The 13,981-nt window shown below is 48.4% G+C and carries 17 protein-coding genes; 9 read left to right on the top strand and 8 right to left on the bottom strand.

The features are described from left to right. Window positions 1-63 precede the first annotated feature (63 nt). From BRW63_RS03515 to BRW63_RS03525, 3 genes are all read right to left on the bottom strand, one after another. Complete coding sequence (locus tag BRW63_RS03515; RefSeq protein ID WP_073069521.1) at window positions 64-639, bottom strand: hypothetical protein; 576 nt, start codon at window positions 637-639, stop codon at window positions 64-66. A gap of 67 nt (window positions 640-706) precedes the next feature. Beyond that, window positions 707-1,903, bottom strand: a complete 1,197-nt coding sequence (locus tag BRW63_RS03520) for a glycoside hydrolase family 10 protein (RefSeq protein WP_073069522.1) — start codon at window positions 1,901-1,903, stop codon at window positions 707-709. Window positions 1,904-2,139: 236 nt separating this feature from the next. Then, a complete protein-coding gene (locus tag BRW63_RS03525; RefSeq protein WP_073069523.1) occupies window positions 2,140-2,511 on the bottom strand; it encodes a hypothetical protein in 372 nt (123 codons plus the stop codon). Between the two features lie 312 nt (window positions 2,512-2,823). Between BRW63_RS03525 and BRW63_RS03530 the strand changes: the two genes are divergently transcribed. Further along, the gene (locus BRW63_RS03530; RefSeq protein ID WP_073069524.1) at window positions 2,824-3,312 is read left to right on the top strand and encodes a DUF4168 domain-containing protein; all 489 of its coding nucleotides are present in this window, start codon (window positions 2,824-2,826) and stop codon (window positions 3,310-3,312) included. A gap of 127 nt (window positions 3,313-3,439) precedes the next feature. Here BRW63_RS03530 and sbcD read toward each other — a convergent pair whose 3' ends face one another. Both sbcD and BRW63_RS03540 read right to left on the bottom strand, forming a co-directional pair. After that, window positions 3,440-4,741: an exonuclease subunit SbcD gene (gene sbcD / locus BRW63_RS03535; RefSeq protein ID WP_073069525.1), complete on the bottom strand. Its 1,302-nt coding sequence runs from the start codon at window positions 4,739-4,741 to the stop codon at window positions 3,440-3,442. A 9-nt stretch (window positions 4,742-4,750) separates the two neighbouring features. Continuing rightward, on the bottom strand, window positions 4,751-5,566 hold the full coding sequence (locus tag BRW63_RS03540; protein WP_073069526.1) for an SDR family oxidoreductase: 816 nt from the start codon (window positions 5,564-5,566) through the stop codon (window positions 4,751-4,753). 225 nt (window positions 5,567-5,791) lie between these two features. Between BRW63_RS03540 and BRW63_RS03545 the strand changes: the two genes are divergently transcribed. From BRW63_RS03545 to BRW63_RS03570, 6 genes are all read left to right on the top strand, one after another. Then, a complete protein-coding gene (locus BRW63_RS03545) occupies window positions 5,792-6,355 on the top strand; it encodes a Uma2 family endonuclease (RefSeq protein ID WP_083582670.1) in 564 nt (187 codons plus the stop codon). 81 nt (window positions 6,356-6,436) lie between these two features. Then, window positions 6,437-6,673 (top strand): ribbon-helix-helix protein, CopG family, encoded by a 237-nt coding sequence (locus tag BRW63_RS03550; RefSeq protein WP_073069528.1) that lies wholly within the window; start codon window positions 6,437-6,439, stop codon window positions 6,671-6,673. Beyond that, window positions 6,673-7,011 (top strand): type II toxin-antitoxin system PemK/MazF family toxin, encoded by a 339-nt coding sequence (locus tag BRW63_RS03555; protein ID WP_083582660.1) that lies wholly within the window; start codon window positions 6,673-6,675, stop codon window positions 7,009-7,011. Before BRW63_RS03550 ends, BRW63_RS03555 begins: the two co-directional genes overlap by 1 nt. 110 nt (window positions 7,012-7,121) lie before the next feature. Then, a complete protein-coding gene (locus BRW63_RS03560; protein WP_317615785.1) occupies window positions 7,122-8,297 on the top strand; it encodes an IscS subfamily cysteine desulfurase in 1,176 nt (391 codons plus the stop codon). 83 nt (window positions 8,298-8,380) lie between these two features. After that, window positions 8,381-8,854: a DUF4112 domain-containing protein gene (locus BRW63_RS03565; RefSeq protein WP_073069530.1), complete on the top strand. Its 474-nt coding sequence runs from the start codon at window positions 8,381-8,383 to the stop codon at window positions 8,852-8,854. A 27-nt stretch (window positions 8,855-8,881) separates the two neighbouring features. After that, window positions 8,882-9,958 carry a hypothetical protein gene (locus BRW63_RS03570; RefSeq protein ID WP_073069531.1) on the top strand — a complete coding sequence of 359 codons (1,077 nt, stop codon included), beginning with the start codon at window positions 8,882-8,884 and terminating at the stop codon, window positions 9,956-9,958. Window positions 9,959-9,969: 11 nt separating this feature from the next. On the opposite strand, the gene BRW63_RS03575 is transcribed toward BRW63_RS03570, so the two are convergent. Continuing rightward, window positions 9,970-10,212 (bottom strand): transporter suffix domain-containing protein, encoded by a 243-nt coding sequence (locus BRW63_RS03575; RefSeq protein WP_073069532.1) that lies wholly within the window; start codon window positions 10,210-10,212, stop codon window positions 9,970-9,972. 3 nt (window positions 10,213-10,215) lie between these two features. Beyond that, the gene (locus tag BRW63_RS03580) at window positions 10,216-11,070 is read right to left on the bottom strand and encodes a carbohydrate ABC transporter permease (RefSeq protein WP_083582662.1); all 855 of its coding nucleotides are present in this window, start codon (window positions 11,068-11,070) and stop codon (window positions 10,216-10,218) included. Between the two features lie 277 nt (window positions 11,071-11,347). Here BRW63_RS03580 and BRW63_RS03585 point away from each other — a divergent pair, with 277 nt between their 5' ends. Both BRW63_RS03585 and BRW63_RS03590 read left to right on the top strand, forming a co-directional pair. After that, a complete protein-coding gene (locus BRW63_RS03585) occupies window positions 11,348-12,043 on the top strand; it encodes an aldehyde oxygenase (deformylating) (protein ID WP_073069533.1) in 696 nt (231 codons plus the stop codon). Window positions 12,044-12,159: 116 nt separating this feature from the next. Further along, window positions 12,160-13,179, top strand: a complete 1,020-nt coding sequence (locus BRW63_RS03590) for a long-chain acyl-[acyl-carrier-protein] reductase (protein WP_073069534.1) — start codon at window positions 12,160-12,162, stop codon at window positions 13,177-13,179. A 72-nt stretch (window positions 13,180-13,251) separates the two neighbouring features. Here BRW63_RS03590 and BRW63_RS03595 read toward each other — a convergent pair whose 3' ends face one another. Further along, complete coding sequence (locus BRW63_RS03595; protein ID WP_073069535.1) at window positions 13,252-13,929, bottom strand: FHA domain-containing protein; 678 nt, start codon at window positions 13,927-13,929, stop codon at window positions 13,252-13,254. Between the last annotated feature and the right edge of the window lie 52 nt (window positions 13,930-13,981).

Raw genomic sequence — 13,981 nt, forward strand, 5'->3', positions numbered from 1 at the left:
CACACTCTAGACCGCTTGCAGAACCCAAATTGGCTTTTGCAAGCGGTCTAGTCTCGTTACAACTCAGTCAGGGAAAGCGGTGCCGCTCATGGGGTCACGAATATAAAGCCCCAGAGTCAGCGATCGCAAGACTTCATCCCAAACGGGGGTCAATTCCTCGGCTTGATCTGCCCAATAGTCAAACGTGATCAGGCACTGGACGTTTGATCCCAAGCCAATGCAAGTGCGAGAAAAGGCTTCTCGACTGTCTTGAGTATCGATGAATTTAATTTCTGCCCAGACAATGCGAGCCGTTTGACGTTTGAGCGTGATCACTTCCCCTCGCTCAATCACATCGCGTTCGTCATCTTGCAAAATCTTCTTAAGGGTATGTTGGAGCGGAAACAGGCTCCAATCTGCGTCAGGGAGGCGAGTAAACGACATTTCGAGACGGCAATCATCATCGGGGGGTTCGCGATCGAGAAACTTAAACGACTTAACATCTGGCTCAAAAAACCAATTTTGAGGCACATCGAAACGAACGGCACCTCGATCGGCCACAAACACTTTATAGCCAGGGCTGCACTGCCAGCGATGATCGTCTTTGAGTTCGAGGGTTTCTTTAATCCATTTGAGGTCGTCTTTTTTGCGCTTTGCCATAATCGGTTAGTTCACAACTCGCCCGTCTTTATGGTAAAGCATTTGTAATTTTGGAAGACCAACTACGCTATTTGTTGGCAGATCGCAAAGCAGGAGCCGCAAAAATGGCTTGAAACCCAGCCTGACGATCGCTAACCGATTCTGGAGCATCGTTCCAGAGGCTTTCATAGTAGAAGAAAGACGTGCCCAACCCGCGATCTTGAGATGCCCGCACCTGAGACTGAATTTGCTCCATTGAAACTGGGCTATTTCTCAAGCCAGCCATGATGCCGATGCCAGTCGGAATTTTTTGTTGAGCTTCTCGAATCTCCGATCGGTTGATCTGCTCGGTGAAACTTTGCAGATCAGGTCGATAAACTTGCACAATCAGCTCATCAACTAGGTTTTGCCGCACCCAGCCTAGCCAGTCTTGCAAGTGAAATCGGTAAGCAAAGTCATAGTAGTTAGGAGAAATCGAAAAAATCGCGTTGGGCTTTTTGGCTTTTACAGCTTGGTTGAGTTGTGCCATAAACGCCGTAATCTTATTGGCACGCCAGCGCATCCAGGCGGCATCGGCGGCATTTGCAGGCGGCGCTTTTTTAGTTTCTTTCACATACAGCGCAACTGTGTAGTCATCATAACCAAACTCATAAGGCAGACTCATATGATCGTCGAACTGAATGCCATCAACATCATATTGAGTGACGATTTCTACAACCAGATCGGTAATGAATTGCTGCACGCTAGGAAGAAACGGATTTAGCCACATCACTTCACCCGCAGCGCTCACTGAGGTCTGGCTGCCGTCTCGCTTTTGCGTCAGCCACTCTGGATGGTTTAAGACCAGCTCTGAGGTTGCGGGGGCCATCAACCCAAACTCAAACCAGGGAATGGCGAGTAAGCCTTGCTGATGGGCTTGCGCCGTCACATCAGCGATGATGTCTTGCCCAGTCAAACCTGTGTAGACAAAGGGTTGAATTCCGGCGCGTTGTGCCACCGCGCTGGGATACATCACATAGCCAGAGTTCCAGACTACGGGGTAAACCGTGTTGAAGTTTAGCTGTCGCAGTTGACCGATTGCATTTTGCAGTTTGGTGTGGTCTTTGAGAACGTCCATGTCGTTGAGGGTCATCCAAACCCCTCGAATCTCTTGACGGGCATCTTGTCCGATCGCAGAAGTCACGCGACCGACCAGCAAGACCGTCACAAACGACAGCAAAAGCAGGAATGGGAGGAGATGCCGAACCCATCGTCGCCAACCTGGGAGTACAAACTGCAATTTCATAGGCATCAATCACTGAGGGTCTAGGTTTCGCTCGTCTGAAACAAAGGGCTAAACTTTTCTAGCCCTTTAGTCTACAGGCAAAGTTGACGTGGTTAGCAAGCAAACAGTGCCTACTTAACCAACATCCACGCTTTGCCCTGCTCGACCCGGAACGATCGCCAGAGATTTCATGCCAGTTTGAATTTTGGAGTTGTGGTCTTAAGGGGTAGAGACTCTATCTGTTTTGAAGTGCTTTCTTAACGTAATGTTTTCTGATCTCGTGATTGAAAATCACCACAATCGTTGGCAGCTTTTGTCATTGCAATGTGAGGGTTAGCCGCACACTTTATATAAGGATTATTGTTAAAGTAAGCACATTTTTTACAAGGAAGTTGAGACGTGTGCTTGTTGCTTTCAATCTCTTTACGACTGGGCTTCCAGGTGTTAGAGATGACACAGACAACGGCTGCCCAAATCGCCACAAAGCAAAGTGGAATGATTAACAGCGCTGCGTCTTGAGTCGCGATCGCAGTGGCACTTTGAGAAGCGGATAAAGGAGGAGATTCAGCTAGGGCTGACTGAGCAGAGAACTGAAAGTCAGCGGGCTGGTTAAAATCAGAAGACTGCATAGAGGTTAACTCGTGCGTGAAACTGGGTGACAACTCACGCCACCTATGCTTTTAATTTGTATCGATGCGCTAAAAAAGTTATCTCTATCAAGGGTTCTGACTTGCGGTTGTTCAGATATGCCTAGAGAGATAAATTGACTGAGCCGAGGACGATCGAGAAAACTGTCACGATCGGATGTTGATTCGATCAATTCTCGGTACTATAGGTCAAAGCAAGTCTACAACCCACTCTAAAGCCGTTGTTTTTTAACCACTTTAAGCCAGTGCAGTTGGCGACAAGTTCACCTCCCCACGTCTATAGGAGAATTCAACATGATCAAGCGTGTTTTGGTCGCTTGTTGCACCGTTGCTCTGTTAGGTGCTGCTCATCTCCCGGCTCAGGCACAAACTTCAGCCCCTGCGTCTCAAGCAGCCCCAACTACATCCGTCAGCAAAGATGAAGTGCAGAAGTTTGCGAATGCCATTAAGCAAATTTTGGTGATCAATCGTGAATCTGAGAAAGCAGCCGCTCAAGCAATTAAAGACGAGAAGGGGTTGACCGAGCAGCGCTTTGATGAGATTTACAAAGCACAGAAAGATCCCAAGGCGGCTCCTGCTGTGCAGATTCAGCCTAAAGAACGGCAAAGCTACGATCGAGTCGTGACCAAGATAGTGCAAATTCAAAAAGACAGCGATGCCAAGATGGAGAAAGCGGTGCAGGCTCAAGGGTTAGAGGTGCCGCGCTTTAACCAAATTTTTGAGGCAGTGCAAAAGAGTCCTCAATTGCGTCAAGAGATCCAAAACCTAGTTAAGCAGAAATAAGTAGGGGCATGGCATTGCCGTGCCCATTGCCATCGCAAGTAACCGATACCATTTAATCCACGATCCTAAGTTCAGTGAAAACAGTTCGGAGAATCTGACATGACTGGAGAAATGCAACTGCATCGCACTATAGCAATCGCAGTTGCGTCTCTTCTAACTCAACGGGTAATGCGTCCTCTAAGTTAATCGTCAACCCGATCGAACCTGCCCAAACCGTCTCGTCAGTCAACAATCGTTGAGCCGCTTCGAGAATGGGTTCTTGCAGGTCGCGCAAATCTTCGCGGTTTTGCAAATAAGCTTGGAGGGCTTGCAATGGCTCGATCGTGGTGCCAAGTCCCAATTCTGGCAGACGCGGACGAGAGAGTTGACTGATTAGCTCAGGGTGAATGGTGTAATTATGAGCGCTGCTCAGAGCTTGGTGAATCAGAGAATCGTCAACGCGATCAACCTGTTCGGGGCGAAGTTGATAAATCAGTCGCACCACAGCATCTTCAACGAGTTCGGATGCGATCGCATCGAGCAATGTCGCCTGTGGCTCATCTTCTTCAGACAAATCGAGTTCTATGGTGCGAAACGATCGCACCGGAAGCGGACAAAACTCCATCTCAACTTTTCTCCGCTCTAGCTCCACTAAAACAAATCCTTTCTCTTCTTTCTCTTCGCTAAAATCGACTCGCTCAATGCTGCCAGGGTAAACAATCAAAGGCTGTTGACAAAGAATCTGGTGACGATGAACGTGACCCAGCGCCACATAATCAAAACAATCGCGCGTGATCAGAGAAAGTGGAATGGTGAACCCTTTGCCCACGGCTAGGAATCGCTCTGCGCCATAGGTGGCAGAATCTGCCATCAAGTGAGCCAACAAAACGGTCGGCAGGGCAGAATCGAGTTTACGAATTTCACCTTCGAGGGCAACGCGGAGACGATCAAGCAACAAGTGCCCCACTTCTGACATTGACAGCCCTTCTGTTTCGGGGCGGGTGAGCAGCGTTGATCGCGTCAGCCACGGCAGAGTGATGACTTGAACAGCACCATTCTGGGTTTGGATGGTGTGAGAATCGAGGCGATCGCCCACAATCACATTCGGTACACCCAAAGTTCGATAAATACATAGACTCGCGCCGCCCGCTCCTTGAGAATGCTGATCGTGATTTCCGACGAGCAGCACAGTGGGAATGCCCGCCTCAACCAGGCGATGAAACTGACGGGCAAAGGCTTGCTGAATATACGGAGGCGGCGTTGCGTCAGGAAAGGCATCGCCTCCAAATAAGACGAGATCGACGGGTTCAGAGAGGGCACGATCGATACACCGTCCCAGTGTCGCAACAAAATCCTCTAGTCGCGTGTTGAGTCCGGTTTCTGGGTTGATTCGCCCATGAGAAAATCCGCTTCCTAAGTGAATGTCGGAAAGATGGAGGATTTTGATCATAAGTCGCGATTATCCGATCGTGCTGCTCCGAACTATTGTACTAAAGATCTGATCGGGCAATAGTTTTCTCAACAGCAACAACGCCCCCGCATTGCCGCCAGCCGGGTAGCGAAGTCGCTGAGATGAATCGATCGCGGCTTGATAAATCACCTCTGCCGTAACTTCTGGCGGTGAGCCGCTGTCGCCTACCTGCTTGAGTTTGGGCAACACTTTTGCAACGAAGGCATCATAAGCCATCAATCCCGGACGGGTTGCGAGGTCAGTCGATCGCCCATAAAAATCAGTTTTAATCGGGCCTGGCTCAATAATTTTTACCCGAATATTGAACGGCTCTAATTCGTATCGCAGCGAGTCTGAAAAGCCTTCAACCGCCCATTTTGTAGAATGATAGAGACTATAGAGCGGAAACGCCGTTTTGCCCCCGATCGAGGAGACGTTAATAATGGTGCCCGATCGCCGTTCTCGAAAGTGCGGCAACACAGCTCTAGTCACCGCCATCAATCCAAAAACATTAGTCGCAAATTGTCGCTCAATCTGTTCAGGTGTGCAGGCTTCAAATGCGCCTAGCAAAGCATATCCGGCATTGTTGACTAGTACATCGATCGTTGAGAATTTCTCTAGGGCATCGGTGACGGCTTGGGCGATCGAGTCCGGCTCGGTGACATCTAATCGTAGGCACAGCGTGTTATCGAGTGTTGTTAGGTCAGAGGTTTTTTCGGGCGATCGCATGGTCGCAACCACGTTCCAGCCTTGCTGCTGAAATAGTTTTGCAGTTGCCAGCCCAATGCCTGTTGAAGCGCCAGTAATGAGAACAGTTTTCGCCATTAGCTGCTAGAAAAAAGGTAGAGGAGGTTCTCAAACTTTACCCTTAAAGCGCATTTCTAAATAAGTTGATGAAAAGCGATCGGTCAAAATTTGAGTTGGTGATTCTTTGAACAGGACTTAGTTAAGCAGCCTCGATCGAGCGTTGTTGAGCTAAACCGCTTATTGACAATCAGCAGCCGTTTCTACGATCGACTACACTAAAAAACAAGCTCAATGGTCAACCCTATGGTCGCCAAATCCCTGCGCTGGACAACCCGTGATCTTGATGCCATGCCCGACGATGGCGGTTGGAAACGCTATGAAATTATTGATGGAGAACTGCTTGTGACCCGCGCCCCTCACATTCGCCATCAAGGCGCAGCAGGCAAACTGCACGTTCGCTTAGAAACTTGGTCAGAGACAAGTGGGATGGGGAACGCCTTTCAGACACCAGGCGTTATTTTCACCCCAACTGATGCGGTGATTCCTGATGTCGTTTGGATCAGCCGAGAAAGCCTTGACAGCGGCATTGATCAAGCAGGGCATCTAACCGTTGCCCCTGAGCTAATAGTTGAAGTGCTCTCTCCTGGTGATCTCAACGAACAGCGAGATAAGGAAGTTAAACTCAAGCTTTACTCCTTGCACGGTGTCCAGGAATATTGGATTGTTAATTGGCAACTAAAAACTCTAGAAGTTTATCGCCGTAACGAAGCCCAACTTCAACTGGTTGCCACTCTACTCGACGGAGACAGTCTCACCTCACCTTTGCTGCCAGGATTCAGCACCCCGATCGCTCAAATTTTTCTGTAGGCGTTACAGCATAAATGGCTCTTGTAATTTTGGTATAACTAAAGTATAACTAATAGTGTAGCAATCCAGCTCAGGGTCACTATGAAAACTGCTATTTCGCTTCCAGACTCAGTTTTTGAGGAGGCAGAAGCACTCGCTGAACAGTTGGGGCTGTCACGCAGTGAGCTTTATAAACAAGCTTTGCAAGCCTATCTGCGAAAGCACAACCGTAATCAAATCCTCAACAAGCTGAACGAAGTTTATGCTGAAGAGTCTTCTGATTTAGAACCCATGTTGGCAAGGATGCAAATCATGTCCTTGCCGCGTGAGGATTGGTAATGTATCGAGGAGAAATTTGGTGGGCAAACCTTCCTGAACCAGTAGCTTCAGAGCCTGGATATCGCCGTCCCGTTTTGGTGATTCAAGACGATACTTTTACTCAAAGCCGAATCAATACGGTCATCGTCGCAGTGATCACTTCCAACATTCAGTTGGCAGAAGCCCCAGGCAATGTCTTGTTACCGCATGAAGCATCAGGTTTGCCCAGAGATTCTGTTGCTAACGTATCTCAAATTCTCACGCTTGATAAAACGTTTTTGGTTGAGCGCATTGGTTCACTACCAGACTATTTGCAAGAGGAAGTAGATGAAGGGCTGCGAATAATTTTGTACCTTTAGTAGCACACATTGATATATCAGTTGCAGCAGAACTGTGTTTCAAGATGAGTGCGATCAACAGCAGCAAAACGTCTATCTTTCGCAAACGCGCACTCAGTTAGAATAGGCAAATGATGGCTCAACGTCCGATCTATCTTGACAATCAAGCGACAACCCCAGTAGACGATCGCGTGTTAGCTGCGATGTTGCCTTATTTCACCCAGCAGTTTGGCAACCCGTCGAGTGTGGGGCACATCTACGGTTGGGAAGCCGAAGCCGCGATTCAGCAAGCACGAGAAATTCTGGCAGACTCAATTCACGCGGCACCTGAAGAGATTGTTTTTACGAGTGGTGCAACTGAAGCCAACAATCTAGCAATCAAGGGCGTTGCAGAAGCATATCTCGATCGAGGACGACACATTATCACCCTTCAAACCGAACATAATGCCGTTCTTGATCCTTGCCACTATTTGCAATCGTTAGGATTTGAGGTGACATTTTTGCCTGTGAAATCAGATGGTTTAATCGACCTGGATTTGTTAGAAAAGACCCTGCGATCAGACACAATTTTAGTGTCTGTGATGGCGGCAAATAATGAGATTGGGGTGTTGCAGCCGTTAGAGGCGATCGGGCATCTCTGCCACGAGCATCAAGTTCTGTTTCATACTGACGCAGCCCAAGCGATCGGCAAGATTCCTCTCGACGTGGAGGCGATGCAGATCGATTTAATGTCTTTAACCGCTCACAAAGTCTACGCACCAAAGGGCATTGGGGCATTGTATGTGCGGCGACGAAATCCTAGAGTGCAGGTGGCACCTCAAATGCATGGTGGCGGGCACGAGCGAGGGCTGCGATCGGGCACGCTTTATCCGCCCCAAATTGTCGGATTTGCCAAGGCAGTTGAGTTAGCGATCGCAGAGATGCCCGCCCAATCGCAGCGCTTGACCCAATTGCGCGATCGCCTGTGGCAGCAAGTGTCTCAACTAGACGGCATTCATCTCAATGGACATCCCACTCAACGCTTACCCGGAAATCTCAACATCAGTGTAGAAGGTGTAGACGGGCAAGCACTTTTATTAGGATTGCAGCCCACGATCGCCGTTTCTTCGGGTTCTGCCTGCACGTCTGCCAAAATTGAGCCGTCTCACGTCCTGCAAGCTTTGGGAGTTTCAGACGAATTAGCCTATGCTTCGATTCGGTTTGGGATCGGGCGATTCAATACAGTTGAAGACCTCGATCGAGCGGCAGAGGTTGTGATTGAAACGGTGCGATCGCTGCGCTTAGTTGGGAAAGATTTGTTAGTTTGATCCAAGATCATCGAAGGGCAAAAGGATTTCGATACTATACCGATCGCTTTAACTTCCTCTATGCTGATGTTTTTTGAGCCTCTATGCGACCCGATTCTAAAACGGCTTCTCTGCAACGATTACGCTCGATCGCTCACATCCTCGATAATGCTATTCCCATTCCCTTCACTCCTTACCGAGTTGGAATTGACCCGATCGTTGGCTTAATTCCCGGTGGGGGAGATTTGGTGATGGCAGGATTTTCGGTCTACATTGTGTGGGAGTCGGCTCGATTGGGGCTGCCGCGATCGACCGTGACGCAAATGGTGTCTAATCTTGTATTTGACACGCTAGCCGGGACAGTTCCGGTTGCCGGAGATTTATTAGATGTCACTTGGAAAGCCAACAGCAAAAATATTCGTCTATTAGAGGCTCACCTCGATTCACCTCAGCATCAGAAAAAAGCAAACCAAGGATTTGTGTTGCTATTGCTATTCGGATTTTTATTATTAGTGGTTAGCATTGCAGCCCTCAGCGTTTTTGTGATTGGGCTAGTGTGGAAAGCGATCGTGCAATAATGGTGCGGCTGTCATTAAAACGTCCCGATGGTTCAAGCGCCTCAACTTCCGACAAACCTTGCTCCGTCTGACTCAGAGCCATTCTTAGATCTCGGCTTTCAGCTACCCGACCCAGAAGACGACCAGATTTTAGACCTCGAATTTCAGCAGCAGATTGAGACCGCGTGGCAGGTGTGCGATCGCTTTGACTTACAAACCGACATTTGGCGTGGGCGCATTCTCAAAACCGTGCGCGATCGAGAGAAAAAGCGCGGCGAAGGGCGAGGTGTGGGGTTTCTCAATTGGCTCAAAGATCGGGAAATCAGCAAAAGTCAGGCTTATAACTTAATTGAGTTAGCCAACAGTGCCGACACGCTGCTCGATAGCGGCTGTTTAGAGCCTGAAGATGTGAATCAATTTACCAAACGGGCATTTGTTGAAACGGCTCAAGCTGCGCCCGAAGTGCAGCAGATGATTGGCGACACGGCACGAAAGGGCGATCGCATTACTCGTCGAGAAGTCCGGCAACTCTCTGATGATTGGACGGCAATGACTTCTGATTTGCTGCCCGTTGAAGTTCGCGAAAAAGCTGCCGATCAAACCATTCCGACTCGTTATTTAGCGCCGTTAGTCAAACAGTTAGAAAAGCTTCCAGAGTCTCATCAAGTCTCAATTCGAGACGCGGTGGCTCAAAATCCCGATGTCGATACGCTTAAACAAGTCACTTCAGAAGCCCGCTATTTGTCTCGTTATCTAGAATCAGCAACTCAAGTTCAAGCATTGAACAACGAATCCTTAAACTTAGAATTGGCACTCGAAGAAGCGCTTCGCCTGGGTTGTTTGAATTCGACCGCAGAATTAGTCAGCCAAGCCGCACAGTTAGAGCAAGCGATCGCCAAACTCTACACCACCTGGAAGCGTATCAACACTTTGTCTGAGCGAGTATATGTTGATACTGGAGCCAGTTCTCCCCATTTGAGAACCTTGTTAAGCTGCTTGGACAGGTTATCTAGCCACTCGATCGAGTTCTGTCTCGGCGACCCAAAAGGTGAGGGCTTTTCGCGCACCATTCGCTTGAAGTTAGACGACGACCAGGAAGCATCCGACGTTGGCACCTGGGAATAATTCACTTTCAGCTAGCGAAACGATCGCCGAATCTTCTCCCACAAATAACGTGGATTTAACCAGCGTCGATATCGTTCAGCGACCTCTTTACCAACGATCAAAATACCAAGCCAAAACATCACTTCAGCACTTCCTAACAACACGGGAACCAGAACTGCTTTTTGAGCGATCGACACTGCCAAAAAAGGCACAGCCGCGACTGTAACCCAGGGCAAAAATGACACCAATATTAAGCCGATTCCTAAGTTTTTCATCTGCTAGTTTTTAATTCCAGTGGTTGCGATGCCGCGAATTAATTGCCGCTGACCTAACAAAAACAGCACGACTACTGGAATCGTTGCAATCACGACCGCCGCCATCATCAGTTTCCAATCGTTAGTAAACTGCTCTTGAAACCCCGCCAGCGCTAACTGCACCGTTTGCAATTCTGGACGCGTCGTAAACACCAGTGGTTTAAACAGATCATTCCACTCGCCGATAAAACTAAATAGAAATAGCGTTACCAACGCTGGACGCGCCAACGGCAACATCACCCGCCAGAGGATTTGTAACCGATTTGCGCCATCGAGCATCGCCGCTTCTTCAAGCTCGATCGGAATCGTTAGAAAAAACTGCCTCAACAGAAAAATTCCAAACCCATTCACCGCCGTTGGCAAAATCAACGCTCCGTAAGTATTGATGAGATGTCCCCATTTCAGAACCAAAAAAATCGGAATCACCAAAATTTGAAACGGAATCACCAGCGTCGTCAAAATAATCAACAACAGCGCTTGCTTGCCGCGAAACTCTAGTCGAGCCAGCGCATAACCCGACAGCGCCGACGTAAAAATCTGAACTGCCGTGACCGCTAGCGCTACAAAGGTCGAATTTGCAAACGCCAGCAAAAATCCGCCTCGCTGCCAAGCCTGACGATAATTTGCCCAAGACCAGCCTCCATTTTCTGAAGTTAACGAAGTCTTGACCACGATGCCCAACGGCAACAGCACCAAACCTGCGCCGACAATTAGCAAAACTAGACTCAGTTTCTGAAGGATTTTATCTTGATCGAATAATCCAGATTTAAAGTTCAAGCGAGGATTGGGAGGCTGACGATCGGAGCTTTCTAACAGCATTGTGCTCAGTAAATAGGTAGATAAACAGCTTCTCTATAGGAAAACGATATCTTCACAGGCTACACTAACGCTGAATGATACAAAATTAAGAGTCTGGCATTTTAGCCCCCAAACGTGCAAAATAGAGCAGAATTTAACGATTCTCATCTTCACCCTTGACGAGAGACGGTAAAGTGTAGACTGGGCGCTAAACACGTTGCGCGACCCTTGTTTTCTAACTTTCAAAGCCCCGGATCGATTTGTGACGACTTATTCATGACCAGGAGACTACTGTTTTATGCCCCAACTTGAGGCGATTCAAGACATTGACTTCCACAGCGAAACTTATAAAGACGCTTACAGCCGCATCAACGCGATCGTGATTGAGGGCGAGCAAGAAGCATACGAAAACTACCACAGTCTTGGCGGGCTGCTGCCTGATCAAAAAGATCAGCTTGTCGGCTTGGCAAAAATGGAGAGCCGTCACAAAAAAGGGTTTGAAGCTTGTGGTCGCAATCTTAAAGTGACTCCAGATATGGAGTTTGCCCGTCAATTTTTCTCTCCACTACACGAGAATTTTCAAACGGCGGCAGCAGAAAATAAGACCGTCACCTGTTTGCTGATTCAGTCTTTGATCATTGAATGTTTTGCGATCGCTGCCTACAACATCTATATCCCCGTTGCAGATGACTTCGCCCGCAAGATCACCGAAGGAGTTGTCAAAGACGAATATCTACACCTCAACTTTGGTGAAGAGTGGCTCAAAGCAAACTTTGAAGCCTCAAAAGCCGAACTTGAAGAAGCCAACCGCGCTAACCTTCCGATCGTCTGGAAGATGCTAAACCAAGTCGATGTCGATGCCAAAGTTCTCGGCATGGAGCGAGAAGCATTGGTCGAAGACTTCATGATCCAATACGGTGAAGCTCTCAGCAATATTGGGTTTACCACTCGCGACATCATGCGAATGTCAGCCTACGGATTAGCAACCGTCTAAAGGTTCCAGGTTTCAGAAGTCGGACAGAGCGCAAGTACTCTGACCCTGAAACCTGAAATCTCCTTCGATATCCACCTCATTTCAGCCTTACCCGCAGGCTACATATATATTCGTCGATGTTTGGTTTAATTGGTCATCTCACGAGTCTAGAGCACGCTCAATCAGTTGCTAGAGAGTTAGGCTATCCCGAATATGCCGACCAAGGGTTGGATTTTTGGTGCAGCGCTCCTCCGCAAATTGTTGACAACATCACCGTTACAAGCATTACTGGGCAAAAGATCGAGGGCAGATACGTCGAGTCTTGTTTTCTTCCAGAAATGTTAGCGACCCGTCGGATCAAGGCAGCTACTCGCAAAATTATCAATGCGATGGCACACGCCCAAAAGCACGGCATCAACATTACTGCGTTAGGTGGATTTTCATCAATTATTTTTGAAAACTTTAACCTCAGTCAGGTTCGCCAAGTCCGCAATGTGATGCTGGAGTTTGAGCGATTCACCACAGGCAACACCCATACCGCTTACATCATCTGCCGTCAAGTCGAGCAAGCCGCTAAACAATTGGGCATTAATTTGTCTGAAGCGACGGTGGCGATCTGTGGCGCAACGGGCGATATTGGCAGCGCGGTTTGCCGTTGGTTAGACAAGCGCACCGACGTTGCTGAACTGCTGTTGATTGCTCGTAACCAAGAACGTCTGCAAAACCTGCAAGCCGAACTCGGTCGCGGCAAAATTATGGGGCTGGAAGAAGCTCTACCCCAAGCAGACATCATCGTTTGGGTTGCTAGTATGCCCAAAGGCGTTGAGATCAATCCAGCCGTTCTTAAGCAGCCTTGCTTGCTGATCGATGGTGGCTATCCCAAAAATTTGGGGACGAAGGTGCAGTATCCCGGTGTGCACGTTCTGAATGGCGGCATTGTCGAACACTCGCTAGACATTGACTGGCGGATTATGAGCATCGTTAATATGGACGTGCCTGCTCGTCAGCTATTTGCCTGTTTTGCTGAGTCGATGCTGCTAGAGTTTGAGAAGTTGCACACTAACTTTTCTTGGGGGCGGAACTATATCACCGTTGAAAAGATGGAGGAAATTGGTGCGGCATCTGTGAAGCACGGCTTCAGCCCTTTGTTGATCTAGCGATCGCTAACCCCCGTAGAGATGTTCCGCCAGAATGTCTCTACGCAACTTGATAAAGGCATGATTGGGGCGCTAAAGCTTGGACTTGATCGCCTGCTGTTCTTCTGAGTAGTCAGCAAAAGGCGTTGAGCGCGACCTCAAGTTGTGCAGGCGAGACAACACTTCTGGGTGAATTGGCTCTAAAAAGTGTTGCTGTTGACTGATAAAGAAGAAAAACTCGATGCTGCCCAAACAAACTCGATCGCCATCGTGTAAAAGATGACGCTGCTGAACTCGATCGCCATTTACATAAGAGCCATTCATGCTGTTGAGATCAATCAGATAAAACCCTTGATCGGCATCGTAGAGAATCACGGCATGACGGCGCGACAGTTTACGATCGCTCAGAGATATAGCGGCTCCGCGATGTCGCCCGATCGTCCAGACGTTTTGAGACTGCAACAGCATTTCTGACACATCTTGCAGCAGGTTTGTGAGCAGATAAACTTGCCCTGACTGCGAGACTCCTTGAACATATTTCAGCTTTCTCTCTGCGGCAAACAAGTGAGGGAAATCAGCTTCAGGAATCGGTCTACCGTTGAGTAATAAAGTTTGCGCTTTAGCGGGGCTGTTCTCATCATCATCCGAATCTTGATCGCTCCAGAAAGCTTGCTCGGCAATTTCTACAGCAAGGTTCTCTTGAGGATCTGATGATAAAATTTCCTGCGTTAGGGGATTAGAATGTTCTGGCGCTTTTGACTCTAAATTCATGAGAAGATCTCTTAAAACAGGTGCAAATGGGGCTTGCCGACTCGCTTTGTGG

The organism is Phormidesmis priestleyi ULC007 (assembly GCF_001895925.1).
Lineage (GTDB): Bacteria > Cyanobacteriota > Cyanobacteriia > Leptolyngbyales > Leptolyngbyaceae > Phormidesmis_A > Phormidesmis_A priestleyi_A.